This window comes from Bartonella tamiae Th239 (genome assembly GCF_000278275.1).
Taxonomy (GTDB): Bacteria; Pseudomonadota; Alphaproteobacteria; order Rhizobiales; family Rhizobiaceae; genus Bartonella; species Bartonella tamiae.
The window spans coordinates 568,620-592,213 of the sequence record NZ_JH725147.1; the positions used below are offsets into that span (position 1 = coordinate 568,620).

The following is a 23,594-nucleotide window of genomic DNA, read 5'->3' on the forward strand; positions in this document are numbered from 1 at the left end:
CAGTATTCCTACCTTTATTAATTTTTATGATGTGTGACAGTTTTGTTTTGATTATCACTTTTTAAAACGGATTGATCTGAAAACGCATTTTCTTGAACTTCTCCATTGCGGACATGAATTTGGCGATCACATTGTGCGGCAAGATTGAGATCATGGGTTACAAGTATTGTTGTTAAACCACGTTCATGGGCACGTTGAAAAATAAGCTCGGCAACGGCTGCACCTGTTGCTGCATCCAAATTTCCAGTAGGTTCATCCGCCACTAAAATGTGAGGATTGGGGGCAAGTGCGCGCGCAATTGCTACGCGCTGTTGTTCCCCACCAGATAACGTACCAGGATAATGATGCAATCGGTGTTCAAGCCCAACGGCTTTCAATTCTTGGCGTGCAACATCAAAAGCGTCTTTGCGACCTGCAAGTTCCAGTGGCACAGCCGTATTTTCTAATGCCGTCATATTAGGAATGAGATGAAATGATTGAAAGACAATGCCAATATTTTTTCCACGAAAAACCGCCGCCGTATCTTCTTTCATCGTATCAAGGCGTTCATGATTAATCAGGACTTCACCTTGATCAACTTTTTCAAGACCTGCAAGCACCATTAAAAGAGTTGATTTGCCTGAGCCTGAAGGACCAATAATGCCGACGGTTTCACCTTTTGCTATGCTAAGAGAAAGATTTTTTAACACATGAACACGAGATGCACCCTGTCCCAAAGTAAGATCAATATTTTTTAATTCAACCAATGCACTTGCCACAAAAATCTCCACATCCTATTTTATGCCTATGATAACGTTTAAAGGTAAACAAATGTTGCGATTTTCACTATCAACATTATTCGGGCTTTTTCTGGGCTTGTCTTTTTTATCACCAAGTTTTGGACAAGAAACTGGACTCCAAGAAGCTGTTACACCGCCAGAACCTTTTCAAATTGTTGGTTTTGGTGACAGTCTTATGGCAGGCTATCGTTTGGATGCCGATCAGTCTTTTACGGCTCAAATGGAAAAAGCTTTGCATGATAAAGGCTATAATGTTACCATAAACAATGCAGGTGTCTCTGGCGATACAACATCTGGAGGAAAAGACCGTCTTGATTGGTCTGTTCCAGATGGAACCAATTTGGTTCTTTTAGAATTGGGTGCAAATGATATGTTGCGTGCTATCAATCCCGAAATCACTGAAAAAAACTTAGACTTTATGTTGGCGCGTTTAAAAGAACGCAATATTCCAGTTATTTTGGCGGGTATGTATGGTGCGCCTAATCTTGGTGAAGATAACGCTGAAAAATTTAATGCCATTTATCCTCGCCTTGCGAAGAAGTATAATGTTCCGCTGTATCCCTTTTTTCTTGAGGGTGTCGCAGGCAATACGGGTTTGCAATTGGATGATGGTATGCATCCTAATGAAAAAGGCGTAGCAGTTATGGTTGAAAATATGCTGCCTTTTATGGAAGATATATTGAATAATTTAGGCGTCAATCCGTAAAGGGTTGTCGATTTTTGTTTAAAAATGCAAAAAATAATAACGTCTTAAGAAGTAAAATAAATGCCTATATTAAATTTGCATAAAAACCATCCATTGGAAGATGGGCGCCAATCTGAATATGCTCTTTTCGTGCGTCGTGGTGTGCAAAGATTTTTTCTGCAAATGGCGACTCCAACTTTGAGTGAGGTACCGTTAGTTGACGGGCGTCGTGCTGACTTAATCGGAGTAGACAAAAAAGGTTCAATCTTTATTGTTGAAATAAAATCGTCCATTGCTGATCTTAAAGCAGATCATAAATGGCAAGATTATCGTAGAAATTGTGACAAACTTTTTTTTGCAAGTCATGATGGCGTTCCACTCGATCTTTTTCCTGAAGATTGTGGTTTTTTATTGGCCGATAGTTTTGGTGGTCATATGATAAGAGAGGCACCTGAACATCGCCTTGCCGCTTCAACACGTAAAGCGTTAATGTTGCGTTTAACACGTCTTGCGGCACGCCGTTTAACGTGTTCTGAATTGCAAGGGTTTGATATGAGTGATGAAAAAGATGAAATGCTGTAAATTTTGATTTACAGGAACAATTTGCAAAGCTTTTAACGCGGTGCTCTTTTTGCGAGGATACGTTGAAGCGTACGTCTATGCATATTTAATCTACGCGCTGTTTCAGACACATTACGATCGCACATTTCATAAACGCGTTGTATATGTTCCCATTTTACGCGATCAGCTGACATTGGATTTTCTGGTACAGGCACTTTTTCATCAGGTTGTCGAGTAAGGGCTGTATAGATATCATCAGCATCTGCGGGCTTTGCTAAATAGTCAATCGCTCCTAATTTAACGGCATTGACGGCAGAAGCAATATTGCCATAACCAGTTAAAATAATGGCATGTGTGTCACTTCGATGCGCGCGAATTTCTTCAATAATATCCAGCCCATGACCATCGGTTAATTTCAAATCTATCACAGCATAAGCAGGTGGGTTTAAGCGTGCATAAGCGATTCCTTCTTTCACAGTTTCAGCTGTTGTGACTTCAAATCCACGGGCTTGCATTGCGCGTGCGAGGCGGTGTAAAAAAGGTCGATCATCATCAACCAAAAGCAGGGATGCATTAGGTGAGAGGAGATCTTGTTTGCGTTCCTCAACCATGATTTTTATATCCTTTTTATTCAATAGACTTTCGCATTTATATGGTGTGTGTAGCCAGAATAATGAAGAGGACAAGTACAGGAAAAGTTTTTCTATAAAATACGAATGTTTTTCACTGCTTTTTCTATGTGATTTTTTATCGTGTTCTTAACGCTAAAAGGCGTTTTTTTAAAGATCACTAGGAAGTGTTTTAATACGAGACATTTCATAAGAACAAAGTGTTCAATACTTTTTGATAAAAAAATGAAAGTTTAAGGTTTTTCTTTCTGTGATTTAAATCTTAAGGTTGACTTTATTAAAATCATCTCAGCACCAGAGCGAAAGAACATGTGAACTATTCATTTCAATATTTTTCTGTTCCATGCAAGATAAACTTCTGCACCAAATTCAACTTCTGGACTGTTTCGAAAACGTAATTGTGCGCCTGAGCGTTCAAGTAATGTTTTTGCAATAAAAAGTCCCAATCCTAAACCACCACCCATTTCACCTTCTGTCATATTTGTTTTTTGATTTTTTTGGTGCGTTATATGCCGTGTGGAGATGTAGGGTTCACCAATACGGTCGAGTATTGAAGGGTCATATCCATTGCCGTCATCAATAATGGTCAGTGCGATATATTTTTCATTCCACTGATAGTGGATAACAACCTTACTTTTAGCAAAATCAACGGCATTTTCGAGCAGATTTCCTAAGCCATAAATAATCCCTGGATTGCGTATAAAAGTAGGTTCTGCACCTGTTGTTTCGTCTTTGACCATTATAATATCGATGCCAAAATTGCGTAATGGGTTGCTGGCTTCTTCAATTAAAACTGTTAATGGTAAGCGCGCCAATTGATCTTCGTTTTGTGTTGAAAGACTGGTGAGTCGCGTTAATATATGGCGGCATCGTTCAGTTTGGCTGCGTAATAATTCAAGGTCTTCACCAATATTTTTATCATCTTTCATAGTATTGTACATTTCTTTCACAACAAGCTGAATTGTTGCCAAAGGTGTGCCTAATTCATGGGCTGCGGCTGCCGCCAGACCATCAAGAGCGGATAGATGTTTTTCATGTTGCCAGACAAGATCGGTTGCGGTGAGAGCATCAGCCAAGCGACGCGCTTCTTCCGCAACTTTATAAGCATAGATGGTTGTAAATAAAAGTGCTGAAACGATGGCCACCCAAATGCCGTCAATAAGAAGTCTTGGGATCTCAATGATTTTATCTGTATACCATGGAAGCGGCATTGAATAAAATGATAAAATACTTGCGGAAATAATAACAAAAATATTGAGGAAAATAATATTAAGAATAGGCAAAGACGCTGCTGAGATTACAGCAGGAGCAATCAGTAAAATAGAAAAAGGATTTTGCAAACCCCCAGTAAGAAAAAGTAACGTGGCAAGCTGAAGGCTGTCAAAACCTAAAACAAAAGTTGCAGCCTTTGATGAAAGTCGATGGTTGATTGAAAAATGTAATGTGAGAAAAATATTTAAAAAAGCTGATGCTGCGATCAAGATTATGCATGGGATTAAAGGCAAAGGAAAATTTAAATAAAAACTGACAAATCCGACGGCGATTGTCTGACAAAACACAGCCAGCCAACGTATGCGTACCAATGTTTTTGTACGCAACAAACGCGAATAGTTGGATGTGCGTTTGGTAAATTGATATTCCATGTTTTATAGCCTTTTTCATAAAATATTGGACAATTCCCATTTATTGTAATGCTATAGAGACTTCAATTATACCGTTTTTTTACGTGTTTTGTTGCAGGTGCGTTTAAAGGATTTTCAGGCCAAGGATGCTTAGGATAGCGTCCCTTCATATCTATACGGACATCAGCCCATGAACCTTGCCAAAATAGTGGTAAATTACGTGTGATTTGAATAGGGCGCCCTGCAGGAGACAAAAGTTCTATCATGAGGGGTATTTTTCCTTTTGCAATGGTTGGATGATGTGCAAGCCCAAATACTTCTTGCACACGTACGGAAAGAACAGGAATATCGCCTTCATAATGTATTGGAATTGAGGAGCCTGTTGGGACCGTAAAATGCGTTGGTGCCATATGCAATAGATCACTTTGTAAAGCATAGGGCACTAAAGATGTTAAAGCATCGCTTAACTTTTTTTTATCAATCGTATCAAGACGCGCATCACCTTTTAAAAATGGTAAAAGCCAGTCCTCTAAGCCATCAATAAGCGCTTTATCGGACATATCTGGCCATGGCTTTCCAAATTGACGAAAAACCCAATCCAATCTTTCTCGCAGCGCTTTTGTTTGTTTTTCCCATGGTAAAATATTTAAACCATGATGACGAATGACATCTAGAAGCGCATTATTGGCTTCTTCCCCTTTAGGAAGAGAATGGGCTGATTCATGAATGGTCAATGCGCCCAGTTTTGTGCGTTTTATTGCTTTGAAATTTTTTGTTTCTTTGTCAAAATCAAGCTCAATACGTGTGATAAAATCTTTATGCATTGCGTTTTGCATGGTCTTTTCATCAAGTGCAGCGGCTGAAAGAATACGTGCATTATCTGCTTTTCCAGAAATATCTCCGATGACGAGATAGGGAGCCTTAGCTAAAGGAGAGGCCGTATCAAGCGTTGCGCCACGTCCATTAGAAAGAATGAAAAAACCATGCTGGCTACGTGCTTTTGCAATACGGTCTGGCCAGGCTAACATTAAAAGATATGCGGTTTTTTGATGATGGTTTGAGTATTTTGCTGATGTTAAACGTTTTATAAGCGCACGTGCTTTTTTCGCCCTTTCTGACGTGTCTTTACGAAAATTATCCAGTCTTATGTCGAGATCAATATCTGTACCGCCTAGACCACGCTCTGTTAAAATGACAGCAATTTCTCCAGCCAAATATCCAAGATTTAAATATTCAGCTTTAAGCAACATGGCAGCAAGACGGACTGGTAAGGCCTTATTACGCATTGCTTGTCCTATTAAGGTGAGGTGCCCGTCTTTATCAAGTGCTTCAAGACGTGTGAGCAGGCTTTTGGCTTCACTTATATGCGCTAAGGGCGGTTTATCTAAAAAAGACAAATTTTCTATATTTTTAATACCGAAAGCGGTGCTTTCTAAAATAAGATTTGAAAGATCGGCTGATAAAATTTCGGGATGAGAATGTGAAGGCAAGGAAGCTGTTTGTCCTTGATGCCATAATCGAATGGCAAGACCTTTCATCGTGCGTCCTGCTCTACCTGCACGTTGATCGATTGAGTCACGAGAAGCTTTGACAGTCTGAAGTTTTGTCATTGAACTTGCAGCATCATAAAAAGGAATGCGAGATAAACCACTATCAATAACAATGCGTATATCGTCAATCGTTAAAGAACTTTCTGCAATAGATGTCGCCAAAACGATTTTGCGGTGTCCTTTGACAGAGCGGCGTATAGCTTGGTCTTGATCTGCCAAATCCATCCCGCCATAAAGAAGAGCAAGATGCGTTGTTGTGTTCAATAAGGGTGCTAAAAGAGTGGCTGTTTTTTTAATTTCTTTTTGACCAGGTAAAAAGGCAAGAATGCTTCCTTCTTCTTTTAAGAGCCATTTTTTGATTGTCGTAGCCATAGCTTGTTCTATTGAGTGTGTGCTTTTGCGTGGCTCATAAATAATTTCTACTGGATAACTACGACCAAGACTTTCAATAATAGGCGCATTTTGAAGAAGATTAGCCACTTGACGGCCTTCTAATGTTGCAGACATGACAATCATTGAAAGATCTGGACGCAAACTTTGACGCACATCAAGAGCCAATGCCAAACCAAAATCTGCGTCGATACTCCGTTCATGAAATTCATCAAAAAGAACCGCTTTTATGTCAGTTAATTCAGGATCATCAACGATCATGCGTGCAAAAACACCCTCAGTTACTACGAGTATTTTTGTCTTTGAAGATATTTTTGAATCAAGCCGCATTTGATATCCAACTGTTTGACCAACGTCTTCTCCCAAAAGTTGCGCCATACGTTTTGCGGCAGATCGAGCGGCGAGACGACGCGGCTCTAAAAGAATAATTTTTCCTTTATCTTTAAAAGTTTTTTTAAGCAGGTGAAGAGGCACAATTGTCGTTTTTCCAGCACCAGGCGGAGCGATAAGAACGCATGTACCTGTTTGTTCAAGGGCTGCATCAATTTTTGGCAAAACGTCACAAATAGGTAACTTCTTTGCGACATAGCGATTATCTGCATCATATGGAATGTTTTGCGACATTTTGACCTTATTGAAAAGTGGGATTTCTTTTTAGCACGATTATAATTGTTCTTTTATAACCATTAAAACACTTTCGCCAAGAAGTATGATACATGACTATCACTAAGATATGATCAGTATTATAAAACTAATTTTTGTGAAGATTAAGGAAAAGAAGGTGACCATTCACTATATTGAAACTAGTGCACGTATGAGTGAGGCTGTTATCTTTGATGATATTTTTTTGTCAGGGCAAGTGGAGGGTCCCGGTAAATCAACAAAAGAGCAGACTGTTGAAGCATTGGCCGAAATTGACCGCTTGTTACAAGAGGCAGGCACTGACAAATCGCGTTTGTTGTCCGTTACAATCTGGCTTGCCGATATGGTTGATTTTAATGTGATGAATATTGTTTAGGAAAATTGGGTTGTGAAAGGTTCAACGCCTGCTCGAACAACATTTCAGGCACAACTGGCCTCGCCTTAATATAATGTTGAGATCATTGTGACAGCAGCATTATAAGCATATTTTGATTATGTGATGTCTTTAATCATTGTGTTTGGACCATGCTTCATTAAAGACACAATTTCTTGATCGTCTATCGAGTATGATTGCAGTATAGTATGCGTTAATTTAAAATTTGAGCATCATTTAAATTTGATTATGCCTTATGATAGATAATCTGATCTTGCAATGACGAAGGAGAGTATTTTGATAATGCTCTATTTTGAAACACGATACAATTTTATGCTAAAAATTATATAAAATTATAAAAATTAAAGAGAGAGAGCCTATGAAGTCACGTGCAGCAGTTGCTTGGCAAGCCAATCAGCCTTTAACCATTGAAACAATTGATATTAGTGGGCCAAAACAGGGCGAAGTTTTGGTGGAAATTATGGCAACAGGTGTTTGCCATACAGATGCTTATACTTTGTCAGGGCTTGATTCTGAGGGACGGTTTCCTGCAATTTTAGGCCATGAAGGCGCAGGCATTGTTCGAGAAGTGGGCGCTGGCGTAACATCTGTAAAGCCAGGGGATCATGTTATCCCACTTTATACGCCTGAATGTAGAGAGTGTAAAACATGTCTTTCACAACGTTCAAATTTATGCACCGCCATTCGTTCGACGCAAGGGCAAGGTTTAATGCCTGATCATACCAGCCGCTTTTCGTGTGAAGGGGGCGAGGTTTTCCATTATATGGGCTGTTCAACCTTTTCAAATTTTACTGTTTTACCTGAAATTGCTGTCGCAAGGATCCGTGAAGATGCACCTTTTGATAAAGTGTGTTATATTGGTTGTGGCGTTACAACAGGTATTGGTGCGGTGGTCTATACGGGCAAAGTATGGCCAGGCGCAAATGTCGTTGTTTTTGGCCTTGGTGGTATTGGTTTAAATGTCATACAAGGGGCGCGTATGGTTGGTGCTGATAAAATTATTGGTGTTGATCTTAATTCGTCAAAAGTAGCATTGGCTAAAAAATTTGGTATGACGCATTTTATCAATCCCAGTGAAATTGGAGATGATAAAGTTATTGAAGCAATTGTTGATCTTACAGAGGGAGGTGCAGATTTTTCCTTTGAATGTATTGGAAATGTGAAGACCATGCGTCAGGCTTTGGAATGTTGTCATCGCGGTTGGGGTGAATCCATTATTATTGGGGTGGCACCTTCCGGTGCAGAAATTGCTACACGGCCATTTCAATTGGTTACAGGTCGGGTTTGGAAAGGTTCGGCTTTTGGTGGGGCACGTGGACGCAGTGATGTTCCCAAAATAGTAGATTGGTATATGGACGGCAAAATTGATATTGATAGTCTTATTACTCATACAATGCCGCTTGATGAAATCAACACTGCTTTTGATTTAATGCATGAGGGCAAATCTATTCGTTCTGTTGTACTTTATTAAAAAGGAAGAATTCATGATAGAAAGGGTCAATGAAACGCGATGCTTTGAAGGCATACAAGGCGTATATGCGCATGATTCACATGAAACAGAATGCAAAATGACATTTGCACTTTTTTTGCCTCCACAAGCACAAGAAGGCAAAGTGCCTTTGATTTGGTATTTATCAGGTTTAACATGCACGCATCAAAATGTTATGGATAAAGGAGAATATCGTCGTCTTGCGGCGGAGCTTGGTTTAGCAATCATTTGTCCTGATACCAGCCCGAGGGGTGATGATGTCCCTGATGAGGCTGATAATTGGCAATTTGGGCAAGGTGCTGGTTTTTATCTTGATGCGAGCGAACCACTTTATGCAAAAAATTATCGGATGTATTCTTATATTATTGAAGAACTACCAAAATTTCTTGAACACTATTTTCCTCTTGATATGGGGCGCCAATCTATTTTTGGTCATTCTATGGGTGGGCACGGTGCTTTAATTATGGCTCTTAAAAATCCAAATCGTTACCGTTCAGTTTCAGCTTTTGCACCCATTGTTCAACCAACAACGGCTGATTGGTCAAAGCCTGCCTTTCAAAAATATCTGGGCGATAACAAAGCGCTTTGGCGTAGCTATGATGCCACATGTCTTATTGAAGATGGCGCCCGCTTTGATGAGATATATATAGATCAAGGTGGTGCTGATGATTTTCTTGATCACGGTTTGCGTCCTTGGTTGCTTCAACAGATTTGTAATGAAAAGAACATTCCTTTAAAGCTTCATATGCGTGAGGGTTATGACCATTCCTATTTTTTTATTTCAACATTTATGAATGATCATTTGCGCTATCATGCAAAAAAACTTGCTTTATAAAGTTTTGTTGCGTTTTAATTTTGCGGCTTAAAGAAAGTCTTTTTATAAGCACGCTGTATCTACAAATTGTTAAAAGTGACAGATCATTTATTTGTCGTCCCAACATTATCTCGTGCATTTTGTAGTGCAATACCGCAAAATAGTTGCACGATAGTAAGGCAAAATAGCAGTCGTGCAATAAAAAAAGCATGCTAAAATCATTGAAAAGCTGGTGCATATTATGCTTGATAATAATGATGTTGGAACGATTGTTTGTTTCCATTATATTGTCCAGTTTTTCAAAAGGTTACGTTAGGTCAAAAAAGGACTTTTTATTCATAACAAACAGTCTTGTCTATCCACTAAAAAAACGTGAAAAAACTTGGTAAATCGGTACTCTTCACGTATAAATAAAGCAGATAAAACAACGATTCGTATGGTTGTTTCTTTTTAAGATTTAAGAATGGATCCGTTTATGAGTGATGAGACAGTGCAGAGCGAAGGTGTTTATGGTGCCGATTCAATCAAGGTGTTAAAAGGTCTTGATGCTGTGCGCAAACGCCCAGGCATGTATATTGGGGATACTGATGATGGATCTGGTTTGCATCATATGGTCTATGAAGTGGTTGATAACGCTATTGATGAGGCGTTGGCTGGACATGCAACATTGGTCACTGTTACACTCCATGCCGATGGCTCATGCTCTGTAACAGATAATGGGCGTGGTATTCCCACTGATATTCATCCAACAGAAGGTGTTTCAGCGGCCGAAGTCATTATGACACAGCTTCATGCAGGTGGTAAATTTGACCAGAATTCTTATAAAGTTTCTGGGGGGCTACATGGCGTTGGTGTTTCTGTTGTTAATGCGCTTTCTGTTTGGTTACGCTTAACGATAAAACGCAATGGTAAAATTCATGAAGTTTCGTTCACACATGGTGATGCAGATGCCCCTTTAAAGGTTGTGGGCGATAGCGGTGGTGAAACAGGAACAGAAGTTAGTTTTCTTCCGAGTGCTGAAACATTCACAATGGTTGAATTTGACTTTGAAACGCTTGAGCGGCGTTTGCGTGAATTGGCTTTTTTAAATTCAGGTGTACGCATTCTTTTAACCGATCGTCGTCATGCTGATTTGCGTCAGGTTGAATTGCATTACGATGGCGGATTGGTTGAGTTTGTTAAATATATTGATCAATCAAAGAAGCCTTTAATTGCTGAACCGATTTATATCATGGGAGAAAAAGATGGTATGACGGTTGAGGTTTCTATGTGGTGGAACGACAGTTATCATGAAAAAGTATTATGTTTTACCAATAATATTCCTCAACGTGACGGTGGAACACATTTAGCGGGTTTTCGCGGCGCTTTAACACGGCAAGTCAATGGTTATGCAGAAAGTTCGGGGCTTGCCAAAAAAGAAAAGGTTAGCCTGACAGGTGATGATTGTCGTGAAGGTTTAACAGCGATTTTATCTGTGAAAGTGCCGGATCCGAAATTTTCTTCTCAAACAAAGGATAAACTCGTTTCTTCTGAAGTGCGCCCCGTCGTTGAAAGTTTGGTCAATGAAGCTTTGTCAACGTGGTTTGAGGAACATCCAGCTGAAGCAAAAGTGTTGATTGGCAAAGTGATTGAAGCTGCAGCAGCGCGTGAAGCAGCGAGAAAAGCGCGTGAATTAACACGCCGCAAAGGTGCTTTGGATATTTCTTCGTTGCCTGGAAAGCTGGCCGACTGTCAGGAACGTGATCCTTCTAAATCTGAAATTTTTATAGTTGAGGGTGACTCAGCTGGCGGATCAGCAAAAAGTGGACGATCACGCCAAAATCAAGCTATTTTACCTTTACGGGGTAAAATCTTAAATGTTGAACGCGCGCGTTTTGATCGTATGTTGTCGTCTGATATGATAGGAACATTGATTACAGCTCTTGGGACATCCATTGGTAAAGATGAATTTGCTCCAGACAAATTACGCTATCATAAAATTATTATTATGACAGATGCTGATGTTGATGGTGCGCATATTCGTACATTGTTATTGACATTTTTCTTTCGCCAAATGCCTGAATTAATTGAGCGCGGGCATATTTATATTGCTCAGCCACCGCTTTATAAAGTGACACGTGGTAAATCATCGCAATATCTTAAAAATGAATCTGCTTTTGAGGATTATCTGATTGAAAGTGGGTTGGATGATACCGTTTTAGCATTGGCAGATGGCGAAGTTCGTGCAGGAGCGGATTTACGCCAATTGGCTGAAGATGCACGCTTATTACGGCAATTGCTCAATAGTTTGCATACTCGTTATAATCATGCAGTGGTTGAACAGGCTGCCATTGCTGGTGCGCTTAATCCTGAAGCATTTTCTACACCAGAAAAATCGCAGCAAACAGCTGATAGAACAGCAGCGCGGCTTGATTTGATCGCACATGATATGGAACGTGGTTGGAAGGGATCAGTTGATTCAGATGGATTGCGTTTAGAGCGTGTTTTACGTGGGGTTAAAGAAGTTGTCCTTCTTGATATGGCTTTGATTGGCTCAGCTGATGCACGTCAAATTGACCGTTTGTCTCAGCGTCTTCAAGAAGTCTACGCGAAACCACCTGTTTTAAAACGCAAAGATAAATCGGAACAAATTTCTGGGCCTGTGGCTTTACTGGAAAGTATTCTTGCAAATGGGCGCAAAGGATTGGCATTGCAGCGTTATAAAGGGTTGGGTGAAATGAATGCTGAGCAATTATGGGAGACAACGCTTAATCCTGATGCGCGCTCACTTTTACAAGTCAAAGTGACGGATGCAACAGATGCTGATTCACTCTTTTCACGTCTTATGGGTGATGAAGTTGAACCACGCCGTGAATTTATTCAAAGCAATGCACTTAATGTTGCCAATCTTGATGTTTAAAAATATAGGCCATGAATGGTTTTTTATCAAAAGGCGTAAGAAGTATAAGTTTATCGCCTTGTGATCATCATAAAAATCATATTGCTTCAGTGTGTGGATTAAAAAACACAACAGCCAATATCCTAGCATTTATTTTTAAACTTATGTCGCTATTCGACATTATTTATAAAAATTATGTAATAAAATTTTTTCGTGCATTTTCGCGTAAGCTCAAAACCACTTCATTTTAATGATATGGTGCTATAAATTGCAAAAAAAGGGGTAAGAAACTAAAAAACGGAGGATGTATCCTCCTCTTGGCTGTTTGGCAAAGGCGATTGAATCGGTTTTTGTGTATTTTGGATATGGATATTTTGTCGATAACTTTGTTGAACAGTCTTCAATATATCCATTTTTCCTGAGGCGACTCGCTTTTTTCTCAAAATTTTTTTCATACTCTATCAAAAAAAAGCAAGTGTTTTGTACCTAACACAAAAAAAATAAATGACCATTAACTGGTTTCAGTATTAAACCTCATAGTCACTCTGCTTTCACTCTATTCGTATAAAGTATATTGACCGTTTGAAGCTTTGTTTAAAGAAGAGCGGTTTAATAAATGAAAGCATTTTAAGAAATATTCATTAAATCACTATGATGAAAGCCGTTTAATTTAAAAGTTAAAAAAAGTTTGATGCCCAGTAGTAGGTTTGCATTTCAATATATACTATTCATCATAGCTCATCTAATATAAAAAGCTGAAGTTATATAAAAAGATGAAGGAGAGTGAAGACGAATGTTTAAACACGGACTGGGTTTAAAATGCGATCAACATTCCCAAAAAAATCCAAATAACGTTGAATTTCTTTAGGTTCTCCTGTCGCTTTTTCTGGATTATCCGATAATTTTACCGCAGGTTTACCATTGACATGTGTTACTTTACAAACAACAGAAATTGCATCTAACTCCTTAATTTCCCTCGGCGCACAACCCGCAAAATCATTTGTAAGATTGGTTCCCCAACCAAAACTCATGCGAACGCGGCCATCAAAATGGCGATAAGTTGTTTCTATCGTGTCGACATCAAGTGCATCAGAAAATATAAGTAATTTTTCACGTGGGTCTTTCCCGCGACTTTTCCACCATTCAATAATACGTTCCCCACCCTCAATCGGTGGTGCGCTATCAGGTCTAAATCCTGTCCAATCAGCGACCCATTCGGGTGCATTGCGTAAAAAAGCAGCTGTTCCGAATGCATCAGGAAGCGCTATCAATAAATTGCCGCCATAATAACGGTTCCAATCTTGCATGATTTGATAGGGAGCTGCACGTAATTCATCATCTGTATTGGCAAGAGCTGCAACCACCATCGGTAATTCATGTGCATTTGTCCCCAAAGCTTCAAGGTCATTATCCATCGCCAATAATACGTTTGATGTGCCTGTTAAAGATGCTCCTATGCCTTCTTTCAAAGCTTCAACGCACCAACGTTGCCATAAAAATGAATGTCTGCGGCGTGTTCCAAAATCTGATATTTTAATGTCAGGTAATTTTTGTAGCCGCTCGACCTTGCTCCACATTTTTGCTTTTGCACGTGCGTAAAGAATATCTAATGCAAACCGACCTTGCCCTTTCATGGCGGCACGTGAACGCAATTCATTGACAATTGCAAGAGCTGGAATTTCCCACATAGATGTATGTGTCCATGGACCGTCAAAAGTCAAAATATATTGACCATCCTTGCGCTTTAAATCATAATCTGGCAATTGAAAATCTTCAAGCCAATGTAAAAAATCAGGCGTGAAGATTTGTTTACGACCGTAAAATGTATTTCCAGCTAGCCAGATCATTTCTTTCTTGCTAAAGCGTAATGTACGGGCATGATTAAGTTGCGCGCGCAATTCCTCTTCATCTATCGTATCGGCCAGTTTTACCGATCTTGTACGATTAATAAGTGAAAATGTCACATTCACATCACGATAAAGACCCCAAATCATTTGAAGCATTAAAAGCTTATAAAAATCCGTATCTAGAAGTGAACGGATGATGGGATCAAGCTTCCATGCGTGATTGTAAACGCGTCTTGCAATATCGGTACGAGCCATGGTCTTATCCAATTATCATTAAGCTACTATGCCCTATTCTTGAAAACTTTTTCAAGAAAAAAATAAATGCTCAAAAAACTTGATAGTGAAACAGGTACTATCACTTTTTTTAAAGCAAATTTAATTAAGGATTAGTTTTAATCTTTTTAAATGACTGAAAATCTTTCTTAAGAGTAAAGAAAATAAAAATACTACTTTAATAGTTTAATGGTGAAAGTTATTGTGTTTATCTTTAAAAATTGACGCCAAAGCTCGCTTATAAGCCTTAAATACAGTCCCATTGATTTGTTGAAATGAATGGGACTTGAATCAGTTTTATTTTTTCCTTTAAGCTTGCTTTGCAAAAATCAAATATTATGAAAGCATTTATTCTGTTTTTTTAATGATGCGTTTAAGTGTGTGCTTTCCTGATTTTTCTAACTCAATAGGCATAATTACATGGTCGGTTTCTTTCCCATCAATGAACAATTTATCATCTTCGCCGCGCTCTAATGTAATGTAATAGAGCGCATCGTCGATTTTTAAAGTGGCTTCAAAGCCTGGCCAGTGGGTTGGTATGCAAGGTGTAAAATGCAAGGAATTACCAAAGCGGCGAATACCCAAAATAGTTTCCGTTGCCGCACGATAAAACCAGCCTGCCGATCCAGTATACCACGTCCAACCACCTCGCCCACATTTTTCTTCAACTGAATAAATATCTGCAGCCATAACATAAGGTTCAACACGATAAATATCGGCGTTTTGACCATGAGTGATTGGATTGATCATTGAGAATACATCATAGGCCATATCATTTTTGCCAAGTTTTGCCAAAGCAAGAATGCTCCAAATCGCTCCATGCGTATATTGTCCGCCATTTTCACGAATACCGGGTGGATAACCTTTAATATATCCGGGCTCTTGTTTTGTTTTATCAAAAGGTGGCCAAAAAAGACGAATGAGACCGCTTTTTTTATCTGATAGATGATCAAGCATCGATGCCATAGCCTGTTTTTGGCGTTCGATATCAGCCATGTTTGACAAAACACTCCATGATTGAGCGATTGTATCAATCTGACATTCGTCATTCTCTTTTGATCCCAAAGGCTGACCATTGTCATAAAAACCTCGGCGATACCATGCGCCATCCCATCCGTTTTTTTCAAGTGCTTGAGACAGTTTTTGCAATTGACTGCGCCAGATTTTGGTACGAATGCGATCTCCTCGTTTTTCAGCAAGAGGGATAAAGGCTTGTAAAACTGAACCTAAAAACCAACCCAACCATACACTTTCTCCTTTTCCTTCAAATCCAACAAGATTCATTCCATCATTCCAGTCACCGCCAAGCATTAAAGGAAGACCATTTTTACCTATACGACTTAGACCAAGATCAAGAGCTAAAGCACAATGTTCATAAAGAGATGCTGTTTTTTCAGAAACATTAGGTTGAAAAAAATTATCATGTTGCCCTTTTTCTAGAAGCGGTCCTTCTAGAAAGGGGATATCCTCATCAAGTAATTTCTCATCGCCTGTTGTTTGGACATAAAGTGCTGTTCCATAACCAAGCCAGGCAATATCATCACAAATGAGCGTGCGAACGCCGGCTCCCGTATTTGGAAGCCACCAATGTTGAACATCCCCTTCTATAAATTGTCTGGATGCGGCTTGTTTTAATTGCGCGCGCGCAAGTTCTGGTTTGAGCAAAAGTAGAGATAAACTGTCTTGTAGTTGATCACGAAATCCAAAGGCACCACTTGCCTGATAAAATGCGGCACGCGCCATGATACGGCAGGCATATGCTTGATAAGGAAGCCAACCATTGACCAAAATATCAAAGGAGGGATCCACCGTTTTTACTTGCAGTTTGCCGATAAAATCGGTCCAGCGTTGTTTTTGTTTTTCGAGTATAGTATTAAAGCTTTCTTGAATAATATCATCAAGCAAGATTGTGCTGGCATGTAATGTTTGAGCACTTCCCATATAAAAACAAATTTCTTTGATTTCATTTGGATGAAGATCAATATCATAGGCCATTGCCGCACAAGGATCTTGCCCAGCTTCGACAAGATTTGATAGATTGTCTGCTTTTTTAATTGCATTAGGATGTTTTACAGTGCCAGTTGATCCGATAAATTCAGATCTATCCCCCGTTATGCTAGAGGGTATTTGAGAGGCGACAAGGAAACTCACCTGATCAGATTTTTCAGTATGGTAAGGATTGCGTACAAAAATAGCCCCTCGTTTTTTATCATAATGTGAAATTATAAAGGGAACATTTTTTGACCGAACGTTTCCTAAAACCCATTCGGCATAATTATAAAGTCTCAAGCGACGGTTTTTGTTCGTTGTGTTTTCAATAATAAGGCGTGAAATGCGCACGGGCCTATCATGGTCAATCGTATGAGTGAGACTTAAACGTAAATTTTCATGTTGCGAGGTAAAGGTTGAATAACCCAAACCATGGCGCGTTTGATAAGAAGCCGTTTCATCACATTCAACAGCACTTACTGGCGAAAAACGTTTTAATGTGGTGCGATCAACAATATAAAGCGCTTCGCCTGGGCGGTTTACGACAGGATCATTTGCCCAGGGTGTCAACTGATAATCACGACTATTTCCTGTCCAAGTAAAGGCTGAACCTTCGGCTGAAACATGAAAACCAAAATGCTCATTTGCAATCACATTGATCCACGGATGCGGTGTGGTTTGTTGACCATGAAGATGGATAACATAGCTATGATCCTTATCAAAACCACCATATCCATTCCAATAGGCAAGTTCGGCATGATTATTGTTTGATTCTGCTTTATAAGCGTTACCTACAATACCAATTGCAGTAGCATTTCCTTGCACTGATACTGTTTTGTCTTCAATTTTATGGGCAAAATCTTCAGAGTGCTTTCTATCCGCTTTTTGGATCGCGCGATGCTGTGTTTCTACACGTTCAAGCTGTTCTGAAAGTGGGCCATTTTGTGCATGTAAGACGATACGCGCACTTGCAAGCAATGTATTGAAGCCTGCTTGATCCATTTGATCTTGTCTAAGAGTAAAAATATGCGCGCGACCATCCTTTTCAGACGTGCGATTTTTGTATCCTTCACACATCCACTCAATGGCGTGTTGTGTATCTTGCGCATAAGAAAACGCACGTTCATTCAAAATGACAAGATCCACCGTTAACCCACGCATACGCCAATATTCGTGTGCTTTTAATAGGTCACGCAGGACATTAAGATCCGTTTCATTATGAACACGTAACAGAAAAATTGGAAAATCACCAGAGATTGCCATTGGCCATAGATCAGACTGTTTACCCAGATTTTGAGCTAAAGAATCAGGAGGCAATCGCCATAAGCGATCTGGATAAATAAGCGATGTTGCAAATTTTTGATAAATTTGGGCTTCTTTGGGTTTAATGCTTAATTGATAGAGCGAAACTTGTGAGCGGGTCCAAGACATAGAAAATTCACGCTCAAACATATTGGCTTGGCGGTAATGATCAATATAAACGTGCAGTTTTTCACGTTCTTGCGCTGCAAATGTCCAAAAAATTAATTCTGCTTTTTTATGCGCTGGAACGCGAATGCGACAACGAAGCGATGCAATGGGATCTAAAACACAACCTTCACTGTTTTGAAAAGCACTGTCACGATCAAAAGCTGCTGGTCTACGTATCGACCGTCCACGACCAATAAATACACGCCGATCTGTTTCTGCTTCACAACTTCGTATTGCCCCTGATCCATCCGTAACAAAATGGCTCACATGAATATCAGGATCAGATGGAGCTCTTTTACGTCTTTTTGCAAAAATTGTGCTTCCATTATCAGCAATTTCTGTTTCAACAAACATACGGGCGAAAGCTGTGTGTGCGGCATCTGTTTCAGCTGTTGTTAAAACAAGTTCTGCATAAGATGTTATTTCAATAAGACGGTCTTTCGATGTCGTGTTTACAAGCTCTATGCGTCGGCCCTCACCATCACCATCTGAAGCGACAATGCATTCAACTGTTGATTTTATACCATCGACTGTTTTGATATATTCAGCCTTTTCATCACTAAATATACTGACGGTTTCTGCTTCTGCAATTCGTGTTGGTTCAGCAGTTGCAGACCACCAGCGTCCTGTTTTTGTATCACGTAAAAAGAGAAAACTTCCTTGTTGGTCTTCGCTATTATCAGGCTGAAAACGGCTAATAGCATAATCATTCCAGCGGCTATATCCAGAACCATTGGCTGTTAAAAGCGTATGATAAGATCCATTAGATAAAAGCACACTGGCGCGTGGCTTGATAAGCGGATCATTAATGATCCGTAAAGGCGCATCTTCAAATCCACCGTTATCATTACGCATAGGATTCGTCGTTTTAGCATGCAGCATTGGAATTTCACGCGGTGCTTTTTCTTGTAACAAAAGTTCTGTTGCTTCAATGACTGGATCATTGTGAAAACGTTCGCGCATGCGTCCATCAAAAATCACATTATTCACAGCGAGTATAGACATGCCATGATGGTGGGCATAATAGTTGCGAATAACAGCGTATTTTTCACCTTCGCGCAGCCGCGCAGGGGTGAAATCGACCGCATCATGATAGCCATAGTCTCCAAGCGCCCCAAGTTTTCTTAATCGCTTTAAATTGGCCACGGCTTGTTTTGGTGCATATTGAGCGGCCAAAAGACTTGCATAGGGTGCGATTACGGCATTACGCGAAAGACCACGCTGTAGTCCAAGACTAGGCACACCAAAATTAGAATATTGATAATTCAACATGGGATCACGAGCATTAAAGGCGGCCTCAGATATTCCCCATGGCAATCCACGTTCATGAGCGTATTGTATTTGACGACGAACAATGAGGCGATTCGTCTGGTCAAGAAGAGACCCTAAAGGTTCACGCATAACTAGTGGAGGCATTAAATATTCAAACATAGAACCAGACCAAGATAAAAGTGCACCTTTCCAACCCACAGCTATTAATAAACGCCCAAGTCTGAACCAATGTTCAACTTTGATATCACCTTTCGCAATAGCAAAAAGGCTGGATAAACGTGCCTCAGAAGCGAGAAGATCATAACAGCTTTCATCAAGTTCTTCTTCTTGTACACGATAGCCGATGGATAGAAGACGTCGTTCAGGCCGTTCGAGAAAATCAAACTTCATATCAAAAGCAAATTGACGAGCTTGTTGTGAAAGACTTGCAAGTCTTTGTCTTAAAACGTGCGTGTCATGCGCACTTATGGAATCATCATTATGTGCTTTGCAGGTTTTGATAAGTTCTTTTGCCCAAGAAACCACCAATTTTGTTTCACGATTGTTGATTTCGCTGTCCAGCTCATGGCTTAATCGTAAAATATTTTCAGCCGCAAGACCAATATTGACCGTTCGTAAAGAAGAACTTTCTGGTTCATTTATTGTTGTTTGCACCAAGCGGCGAAAATTCTTGATACATTCATGAATACGTTGCCTTAAAGGGCGCAAAACACGCCGATCATCAGGTATAGTGTTTAAAGTGTCTTCTAAAATAGCATTAACATCCAAAAGTCCGTTAAGCTCTCCTTGCAAAAAGACTGAAGGTGCTTCTGCCCATTGTGTTAAAGCAGAAGAAAGAGTCACAAGATGACCGGCAAGATTGCCTGAATCAACCGTCGAGACATAAGTTGGCATCATTGGTTTCAAAGTGTCCGTTTCATACCAATTGTAAAGATGTCCACGAAATTTTTCTAATTTTTCAATACTTTCTAATGTTTTTTCAATTCGCATAATGGCATCTTCAAAACTGATCCAGCCAAAATCGCGTGCAGCGACAATCGATAGCAGATAAACACCAATATTTGTTGGAGAGGTTCGTTTTGCAACAACAGGTTGTGGATCTTCCTGAAAATTGTCGGGAGGAAGAAAATTGTTATCTTCAGTGGTAAATTGGTCATAATATACCCAAGTCCGTCTTGCAATGCATCGCAGTTCATTGATGTCCTCGGCGTCAATTTTTAAAGTATCATGATAGGCTGCAGAACGGCTGACTATCCAGGCTATGAAAGGTGAAAAAAACCACGCGAGTGTAAAGGGAAGTGCGATCAATGCAGTCCAACTGTTTAGATTTATCGACATCGTCAAGCATAAAAGACCAATAACCGAGGCAGGCCACATGGTGAATATATAATAACGTAAAGTATTGGGTGTTGAGCGTGTGGATGCCGATGTTTTCCATTCAAGCAAATCGCGATGAGAAATCAATAAACGGTAAAGAGTTCTTATAATAGCATCAGTGGTGAAATAAGCGGCATGAGCAAGAAATGTCGCTCTTAGCATAACATCAGCAGTACTTGTTGTTATTGTTGTTACGACGGATTGCGCATGGCCTTTTAGTGAATTATCCATGCTTGTTGGCATAATGTTACGCAAAATACCAAGCGTTGGCGCTGTAAAGATAGATAGAAGAAGAAAAATTTGCCAAATAAGAGCTTGTTCAACCGATAGAACGCACCAACCGACCAAAGACGCGATAATCCAAAAAAGAGGTGTGAGTGAACGCCTCAAATTATCAAGCATTTTCCAACGCGTTGTCAGACTTATATTTTTGGAAAATAACAGATAGGGAAGCAATTGCCAGTCACCGCGTATCCAACGATGATGGCGAGCAACATCAACGTTATAGGCTGTTGGATAATCTTCAACCACTTCGACATCACTCACCATGGCCGCGCGCGCATACCCTCCTTCAAGAAGGTCATGGCTTAAAACCGCATTTTCTTCGACCTTTCCTTCCAATGCTTTATGAAATGCATCAATGTCATAGAGTCCTTTGCCCGTAAACGTTCCTTCACCAAGCAAATCCTGATAAGTGTCTGATACGGCAAAGACATAAGGATCAATTCCCCGATTGACAGAAAATACACGTTGCAGAAAAGAAGCATCATCACCCGTAGTCAGTGATGGTGTAACACGTGGTTGTAAAATGCCATAACCTTGAGTAATGGTTTGTGTTTTTGAATCAAACACAGGTCGATTTAAAGGATGGTTTAGCTTGCCTACCAATTTTGTAACCGAACCAGGTGTTAATCGTGTGTCGGAATCAAGTGTCATGACAAAGCGAATGTCTTTGGGAAGTCGCGCATCAGGGGGGAAGAAGCTTGTATCTTGATCGCCTCGTAAAAGCAAATTAAGCTCATGCAGCTTGCCTCTTTTGCGTTCCCACCCCATAAAACAGTCTTCACTTTCATTATAAAGACGATGGCGATGCAAAAGGAAAAATAAAGGTTGATTGTCTCCACGATAATGGCAGTTGAGTGCGTCAATACCTTTTTGCGCGTAATTGTAAAGTTCGATATCTTTTGGTGTTTCTTCTTCGTCTGAATCCGCCCAGTCCGTTGCGAGAGCAAAATAGACAGCACCTTGTGGATTGGACAGATAATGAACCTCAAGATTGTGTATTTGTTCATCAATCACATCATGTGAGGTGATCATCGTTGGAACAACAACCATTGTTTTTGCACTGTCAGGAATTCCTGCTTTATATTCATAGCCAACTAATCGTGTTGCGGGCACTCCCCATGCAATAAGAGTGTTAAATAATGCCAATGCACCATCCATTGCTGGAAAAAGTGCAAGTGCTGTAAAGAGTAAAGACTGCGAAACGCTAAAATCTATATTATGAAAAACCAGATAGACAATGCTGAGAATAACAAGCGTTAAGAGCGTCACAGGAAGCGCAATGCTCCATATTTTCATCGCGCGGAAACGACGCATAAATCGGGTGCTAAAGGGGCGTTTATAGCCGCACGCATCTTCAAATTCAGGGCGCCCGTTACCCATAAAATATCGCGCAACTGAAGCACTTGTTGTTTGATTGTCTTGTTGCGCAGTTTTTGCCATTTTAAGCGCTTTTTGGGTCACGTCAATTTCGCTCAATTGTGAGCGACGTGCAATTTTTTCTATCACCACGCGATAGGCGTTGCGCGAATGAAAATCAATTTCGGCAAAATCACTTTGGTCGCGTAACATCGCATCAACACGACTGACACTTTCAAACCATGTCGTCCAGTCAATATCGTCGATTGCTTTTAAAGAGCGAATAATATTGCTTAAACTCACACTGCCTGATGTTTGATTGGCATATTCCTTAGTCGTAATCGTTTCATCATCAAGATGGTGTTTTTTTAACTGAGTATCCAACCAATTTAAGGCAAAAGATGAATCCGTTGATGCTCCACGCAAACGATAGAGCAAATGGGTTGAAAAAGTTGCATCAGCAGTGAGCCTTTCATAAGATGATAATAACTTTATTAAGCTATCTTTATTTTGATTGTGTGTGATTTTATCAGCAATTTGATTGGCAAAGTGACGCATTCTGCGTCCTCTTTCAATCAACAAAGAAAGGCGGCGGGCATTTTCAATTAGAATAAGACGAATAGCCGAGGGAAGTGCCCATAATTCACCAATTTGAAGATTGGTATCTTTTTGAAAACCTTCGACCATAGCGGTTAGAGTGTCGAGAGAAAATTGACTGTCATTATAGGCAACATAAGCCCACGCAAAAGCAAAAATGCGGGGAAGTTGATCCATGTCTTTATAGAGCGGTAGTTGTTTTACAAAAGCTTTTGGAAAATCACGTTTTACTTGTTGGATATTTTTATCAATTGTATAGTGATTGTCTAAAAGCCATTGAGCGGCAGGTGTTATGGTTTCATTATTGCGAGCAGCTGCATCTGTCGCACGAAAAGCGTGAAGAATAAGTTTTGCATTTTCTTTAAGCCGTTTTGCAAAATCAAATATGACATATTCAGGTAAATCAACGCCTTGCACAGATGCCATTTCATGACCCAATTGTCGTAATTCATCTTGTGATTTCAATTGCGCGCAAATGGGTGGAGAGGCTTTAGGTATAAAAGATACATCAGTGGATTGAGAAAAAAGCCATTGAATCTTTGACGCCGTTTCAGCCATTTATTCTATCCTTATTTTCGTTTTAATGAAACATATCTTTGTGACATATGTCATAGTTTATATTGGACCGATTAAATCGACATTTTTAAGATGGATATAGCGATTGACGAACACATTATATTACAAGCTATTACACG

11 protein-coding genes and 1 pseudogene are annotated in these 23,594 nt (G+C 39.8%); 6 read left to right on the forward strand and 6 right to left on the reverse strand.

The annotated features are described in order from the left end of the window. Positions 1-17: 17 nt before the first annotated feature. Positions 18-758, reverse strand: a complete 741-nt coding sequence (locus ME5_RS02665; protein WP_008038159.1) for an ABC transporter ATP-binding protein — start codon at positions 756-758, stop codon at positions 18-20. Between the two features lie 52 nt (positions 759-810). Here ME5_RS02665 and ME5_RS02670 point away from each other — a divergent pair, with 52 nt between their 5' ends. Beyond that, a complete protein-coding gene (locus ME5_RS02670; RefSeq protein ID WP_008038160.1) occupies positions 811-1,485 on the forward strand; it encodes an arylesterase in 675 nt (224 codons plus the stop codon). A 60-nt stretch (positions 1,486-1,545) separates the two neighbouring features. Further along, positions 1,546-2,046, forward strand: a complete 501-nt coding sequence (locus ME5_RS02675; RefSeq protein WP_008038161.1) for an MmcB family DNA repair protein — start codon at positions 1,546-1,548, stop codon at positions 2,044-2,046. 32 nt (positions 2,047-2,078) lie between these two features. Here ME5_RS02675 and ME5_RS02680 read toward each other — a convergent pair whose 3' ends face one another. The 3 genes from ME5_RS02680 to hrpB form a co-directional block, all read right to left on the reverse strand. Beyond that, positions 2,079-2,636, reverse strand: coding sequence for an ActR/PrrA/RegA family redox response regulator transcription factor (locus tag ME5_RS02680; protein WP_008038162.1), 558 nt, complete (start codon positions 2,634-2,636; stop codon positions 2,079-2,081). Positions 2,637-2,974: 338 nt separating this feature from the next. Then, a complete protein-coding gene (locus tag ME5_RS02685; RefSeq protein WP_008038163.1) occupies positions 2,975-4,297 on the reverse strand; it encodes an ActS/PrrB/RegB family redox-sensitive histidine kinase in 1,323 nt (440 codons plus the stop codon). Positions 4,298-4,359: 62 nt separating this feature from the next. Further along, complete coding sequence (gene hrpB / locus ME5_RS02690; protein ID WP_008038164.1) at positions 4,360-6,840, reverse strand: ATP-dependent helicase HrpB; 2,481 nt, start codon at positions 6,838-6,840, stop codon at positions 4,360-4,362. A 109-nt stretch (positions 6,841-6,949) separates the two neighbouring features. Here hrpB and ME5_RS02695 point away from each other — a divergent pair. From ME5_RS02695 to gyrB, 4 genes and pseudogenes are all read left to right on the forward strand, one after another. Continuing rightward, a pseudogene (locus ME5_RS02695) lies at positions 6,950-7,303 on the forward strand (RidA family protein). A gap of 307 nt (positions 7,304-7,610) precedes the next feature. After that, on the forward strand, positions 7,611-8,723 hold the full coding sequence (locus tag ME5_RS02700) for an S-(hydroxymethyl)glutathione dehydrogenase/class III alcohol dehydrogenase (RefSeq protein ID WP_008038166.1): 1,113 nt from the start codon (positions 7,611-7,613) through the stop codon (positions 8,721-8,723). 13 nt (positions 8,724-8,736) lie between these two features. Further along, a complete protein-coding gene (fghA, locus tag ME5_RS02705) occupies positions 8,737-9,576 on the forward strand; it encodes an S-formylglutathione hydrolase (protein WP_008038167.1) in 840 nt (279 codons plus the stop codon). 454 nt (positions 9,577-10,030) lie between these two features. Further along, the gene (gene gyrB, locus ME5_RS02710; protein WP_008038169.1) at positions 10,031-12,454 is read left to right on the forward strand and encodes a DNA topoisomerase (ATP-hydrolyzing) subunit B; all 2,424 of its coding nucleotides are present in this window, start codon (positions 10,031-10,033) and stop codon (positions 12,452-12,454) included. A 776-nt stretch (positions 12,455-13,230) separates the two neighbouring features. Here the strand turns inward: gyrB and pncB are convergent. Both pncB and ME5_RS02725 read right to left on the reverse strand, forming a co-directional pair. Continuing rightward, entirely contained in the window at positions 13,231-14,535 is a 1,305-nt protein-coding gene (gene pncB, locus ME5_RS02720; protein WP_008038171.1) for a nicotinate phosphoribosyltransferase, read from the reverse strand. A gap of 366 nt (positions 14,536-14,901) precedes the next feature. Beyond that, complete coding sequence (locus tag ME5_RS02725; RefSeq protein WP_008038175.1) at positions 14,902-23,457, reverse strand: glycoside hydrolase family 94 protein; 8,556 nt, start codon at positions 23,455-23,457, stop codon at positions 14,902-14,904. Positions 23,458-23,594: the final 137 nt, after the last annotated feature.

Excerpts from the sequence above, each read along its gene's own strand:
- pncB (WP_008038171.1), bottom strand. The coding sequence starts at position 14,535 with ATGGCTCGTACCGATATTGCAAGACGCGTTTACAATCACGCATGGAAG.
- fghA (WP_008038167.1), top strand. The coding sequence starts at position 8,737 with ATGATAGAAAGGGTCAATGAAACGCGATGCTTTGAAGGCATACAAGGC.
- ME5_RS02680 (WP_008038162.1), bottom strand. The coding sequence starts at position 2,636 with ATGGTTGAGGAACGCAAACAAGATCTCCTCTCACCTAATGCATCCCTG.
- ME5_RS02725 (WP_008038175.1), bottom strand. The coding sequence starts at position 23,457 with ATGGCTGAAACGGCGTCAAAGATTCAATGGCTTTTTTCTCAATCCACT.
- ME5_RS02675 (WP_008038161.1), top strand. The coding sequence starts at position 1,546 with ATGCCTATATTAAATTTGCATAAAAACCATCCATTGGAAGATGGGCGC.
- ME5_RS02670 (WP_008038160.1), top strand. The coding sequence starts at position 811 with ATGTTGCGATTTTCACTATCAACATTATTCGGGCTTTTTCTGGGCTTG.
- ME5_RS02700 (WP_008038166.1), top strand. The coding sequence starts at position 7,611 with ATGAAGTCACGTGCAGCAGTTGCTTGGCAAGCCAATCAGCCTTTAACC.
- hrpB (WP_008038164.1), bottom strand. The coding sequence starts at position 6,840 with ATGTCGCAAAACATTCCATATGATGCAGATAATCGCTATGTCGCAAAG.
- ME5_RS02685 (WP_008038163.1), bottom strand. The coding sequence starts at position 4,297 with ATGGAATATCAATTTACCAAACGCACATCCAACTATTCGCGTTTGTTG.
- gyrB (WP_008038169.1), top strand. The coding sequence starts at position 10,031 with ATGAGTGATGAGACAGTGCAGAGCGAAGGTGTTTATGGTGCCGATTCA.